Here is a 4,875-nt window from a genome sequence, read left to right as displayed (position 1 = left end):
TAGCAACGCTCTTTAAAATAGATAATCAGATAATTTGTGTGGGCGCTCGCTGGAGACTTTCAAAAAAATTGAAGTCTTACACGAGAGTCAAACACGTCAATTCGCTTTATTAAGTAAGTTGGTGTTTTGTATTGAGTGTGAGCAAACTTTTTAACTGAAGAGTTTGATCATGGCTCAGATTGAACGCTGGCGGCAGGCTTAACACATGCAAGTCGAGCGGAAACGATGATAGCTTGCTATCAGGCGTCGAGCGGCGGACGGGTGAGTAACGCGTAGGAATCTGCCCAGTAGAGGGGGACAACATGTGGAAACGCATGCTAATACCGCATACGCCCTTAGGGGGAAAGGAGGGGATCTTCGGACCTTCCGCTATTGGATGAGCCTGCGTGAGATTAGCTAGTTGGTGGGGTAAAGGCCTACCAAGGCGACGATCTCTAACTGGTCTGAGAGGATGACCAGTCACACTGGGACTGAGACACGGCCCAGACTCCTACGGGAGGCAGCAGTGGGGAATATTGGACAATGGGCGCAAGCCTGATCCAGCCATGCCGCGTGTGTGAAGAAGGCCTTAGGGTTGTAAAGCACTTTCAGGAGTGAGGAAGGGCGTTTGGTTAATACCTGAATGTCTTGACGTTAGCTCCAGAAGAAGCACCGGCTAACTCTGTGCCAGCAGCCGCGGTAATACAGAGGGTGCAAGCGTTAATCGGAATTACTGGGCGTAAAGCGCGCGTAGGTGGTTTGTTAAGTCTGATGTGAAATCCCAGGGCTCAACCTTGGAATGGCACCGGATACTGGCAGGCTAGAGTACGGTAGAGGGGTGTGGAATTTCCTGTGTAGCGGTGAAATGCGTAGATATAGGAAGGAACATCAGTGGCGAAGGCGACACCCTGGACTGATACTGACACTGAGGTGCGAAAGCGTGGGGAGCAAACAGGATTAGATACCCTGGTAGTCCACGCCGTAAACGATGTCTACTAGCCGTTGGGTTGTAATGACTTAGTGGCGCAGCTAACGCAATAAGTAGACCGCCTGGGGAGTACGGCCGCAAGGTTAAAACTCAAATGAATTGACGGGGGCCCGCACAAGCGGTGGAGCATGTGGTTTAATTCGACGCAACGCGAAGAACCTTACCTACTCTTGACATCCAGAGAATTCGCTAGAGATAGCTTAGTGCCTTCGGGAACTCTGAGACAGGTGCTGCATGGCTGTCGTCAGCTCGTGTTGTGAAATGTTGGGTTAAGTCCCGTAACGAGCGCAACCCTTATCCTTACTTGCCAGCACTTCGGGTGGGAACTTTAAGGAGACTGCCGGTGACAAACCGGAGGAAGGTGGGGACGACGTCAAGTCATCATGGCCCTTACGAGTAGGGCTACACACGTGCTACAATGGCGTATACAAAGGGCTGCGAGCTAGCGATAGTGAGCAAATCCCATAAAGTACGTCGTAGTCCGGATTGGAGTCTGCAACTCGACTCCATGAAGTCGGAATCGCTAGTAATCGTAGATCAGAATGCTACGGTGAATACGTTCCCGGGCCTTGTACACACCGCCCGTCACACCATGGGAGTTGATTGCTCCAGAAGTAGCTAGCTTAACCTTCGGGATGGCGGTTACCACGGAGTGGTCAATGACTGGGGTGAAGTCGTAACAAGGTAGCCCTAGGGGAACCTGGGGCTGGATCACCTCCTTAAACGATAGAAAGCTCTGGTGAGCGTTCACACAAATTATCTGATGTTTTGAGTTTTGATGAAAAATCATCCTCAAGATTCCAATCTTTTTTATTGAGCAACTTGCTCTTTAACAATTCAACTTTTTTGAAATAACGATGAATCAAGCGTTAAACCGGTGGAAGATCACTTTAACCTAGTGACTTCTATTATCGTAAATCCTTGGGAGGTACAAAAGCTCCTGGGGTATGTGATCTTAAAGAAGAATGTTGTTCTTGTAATAACAGAAACTATTTTGGGTTATATGGTCAAGTGACCAAGCGTGCACGGTGGATGCCTTGGCAGTCAGAGGCGATGAAGGACGTGGTAATCTGCGAAAAGCCTAGGGGAGTCGATAAACAGACTTTGATCCTAGGATGTCCGAATGGGGAAACCCACCCGCTTGCGGGTATCGTTAAGTGAATACATAGCTTAACGAGGCGAACGAGGGGAACTGAAACATCTAAGTACCCTTAGGAAAAGAAATCAATTGAGATTCCCTTAGTAGCGGCGAGCGAAAGGGGATTAGCCCTTAAGTTGATTTGGTGTTAGTAGAAGACTCTGGAAAGGGTCGCCGTAGAGGGTGATAGCCCCGTATACGAAAACGCCATATTAATGAAAACGAGTAGGTCGGGACACGTGTTATCTTGACTGAATATGGGGGGACCATCCTCCAAGGCTAAATACTCCTGACTGACCGATAGTGAACCAGTACCGTGAGGGAAAGGCGAAAAGAACCCCTGTGAGGGGAGTGAAATAGATCCTGAAACCGTGTACGTACAAGCAGTGGGAGCCGATTTATTCGGTGACTGCGTACCTTTTGTATAATGGGTCAACGACTTATTTTCAGTAGCAAGGTTAAGCGATTAGTGGAGCCGTAGGGAAACCGAGTCTTAATAGGGCGTTTAGTTGCTGGGAATAGACCCGAAACCGGGCGATCTATCCATGAGCAGGTTGAAGGTTGAGTAACATCAACTGGAGGACCGAACCCACGTACGTTGAAAAGTCCGGGGATGACTTGTGGATAGGAGTGAAAGGCTAATCAAGCTCGGAGATAGCTGGTTCTCCTCGAAAGCTATTTAGGTAGCGCCTCGTATCTCACCATTGGGGGTAGAGCACTGTTTGGGCTAGGGGGTCATCCCGACTTACCAACCCCATGCAAACTCCGAATACCAATGAGTGCAATTACGGGAGACACACGGCGGGTGCTAACGTCCGTCGTGGAAAGGGAAACAACCCAGACCGTCAGCTAAGGTCCCAAAGTTACAGTTAAGTGGGAAACGATGTGGGAAGGCTTAGACAGCTAGGAGGTTGGCTTAGAAGCAGCCATCCTTTAAAGAAAGCGTAATAGCTCACTAGTCGAGTCGGCCTGCGCGGAAGATATAACGGGGCTAAACTGTACACCGAAGCTACGGATGCATATTTATATGCATGGTAGAGGAGCGTTCTGTAAGCCGTTGAAGGTCAAGCTGTAAGGCAGGCTGGAGGTATCAGAAGTGCGAATGTTGACATGAGTAACGATAAGGGGAGTGAAAAACTCCCCCGCCGGAAGACCAAGGTTTCCTGTCCCATGTTAATCAGGGCAGGGTGAGTCGGCCCCTAAGGCGAGGCAGAAATGCGTAGTCGATGGGAAACAGGTTAATATTCCTGTACTCGTACATATTGCGATGGAGAGACGGAGAAGGCTAGGCCAGCACAGCGATGGTTGTCTGTGTTTAAGGCGGTAGGTTTAGGACTTAGGCAAATCCGGGTCCTTTTAAGACTGAGAACTGATGACGAGCCCTCTTTTGGGTGAAGTGGTCGATGCCATGCTTCCAGGAAAAACTTCTAAGCTTCAGATATGATCGAACCGTACCCCAAACCGACACAGGTGGTCAGGTAGAGAATACCAAGGCGCTTGAGAGAACTCGGGTGAAGGAACTAGGCAAAATGGTACCGTAACTTCGGGAGAAGGTACGCCGATTAGTGTGAAGGACTTGCTCCGTAAGCATTGATCGGTCGAAGATACCAGGTGGCTGCGACTGTTTATTAAAAACACAGCACTCTGCAAACACGAAAGTGGACGTATAGGGTGTGACGCCTGCCCGGTGCTTGAAGGTTAATTGATGGGGTTAGCGTAAGCGAAGCTCTTGATCGAAGCCCAAGTAAACGGCGGCCGTAACTATAACGGTCCTAAGGTAGCGAAATTCCTTGTCGGGTAAGTTCCGACCTGCACGAATGGCGTAACGATGGCCACACTGTCTCCACCCGAGACTCAGTGAAATTGAAATCGCAGTGAAGATGCTGTGTATCCGCGGCTAGACGGAAAGACCCCGTGAACCTTTACTATAGCTTCACAGTGAACTTTGAACCTACTTGTGTAGGATAGGTGGGAGGCTTTGAAACGTAGACGCCAGTTTACGTGGAGCCGATCTTGAAATACCACCCTGGTACGTTTGAGGTTCTAACTCAGGTCCATTATCTGGATCGAGGACACTGTGTGGTGGGTAGTTTGACTGGGGCGGTCTCCTCCCAAAGAGTAACGGAGGAGCACGAAGGTGTGCTCAGCATGGTCGGAAATCATGCATAGAGTGTAAAGGCAAAAGCACGCTTAACTGCGAGACAGACACGTCGAGCAGGTACGAAAGTAGGTCTTAGTGATCCGGTGGTTCTGTATGGAAGGGCCATCGCTCAACGGATAAAAGGTACTCCGGGGATAACAGGCTGATACCGCCCAAGAGTTCACATCGACGGCGGTGTTTGGCACCTCGATGTCGGCTCATCACATCCTGGGGCTGAAGCCGGTCCCAAGGGTATGGCTGTTCGCCATTTAAAGTGGTACGCGAGCTGGGTTTAGAACGTCGTGAGACAGTTCGGTCCCTATCTGCCGTGGACGTTTGAGATTTGAGAGGAGCTGCTCCTAGTACGAGAGGACCGGAGTGGACGAACCTCTGGTGTTCCGGTTGTCACGCCAGTGGCATTGCCGGGTAGCTATGTTCGGACGGGATAACCGCTGAAAGCATCTAAGCGGGAAGCCTCCCTCAAGATGAGATCTCACTGGGACATAAGTCCCCTAAAGAGCCGTTGAAGACTACGACGTTGATAGGTTGGGTGTGTAAGTGCTGTGAGGCATTGAGCTAACCAATACTAATTGCTCGTGAGGCTTGACCATATAACACCAAAGTGGTTTT

General features: G+C 49.9%; 2 rRNA genes. Both read left to right on the top strand.

What is annotated here, in order from left to right:
- Positions 1 to 151 precede the first annotated feature (151 nt).
- A 16S ribosomal RNA gene (locus OFY17_RS14855) occupies positions 152 to 1,689 on the top strand.
- Between the two features lie 283 nt (positions 1,690 to 1,972).
- Positions 1,973 to 4,856 (top strand): 23S ribosomal RNA (locus tag OFY17_RS14850).
- The 16S and 23S rRNA genes sit together here, the layout of an rRNA operon.
- Positions 4,857 to 4,875 lie beyond the last annotated feature (19 nt).

Origin of the sequence: Marinomonas sargassi, from assembly GCF_025716875.1 — a bacterium.
Taxonomy (GTDB): domain Bacteria; phylum Pseudomonadota; class Gammaproteobacteria; order Pseudomonadales; family Marinomonadaceae; genus Marinomonas; species Marinomonas sargassi.
The sequence above is the reverse complement of the archived record's forward strand: the minus strand, read 5'-3'. Positions and strand labels throughout refer to the sequence as shown.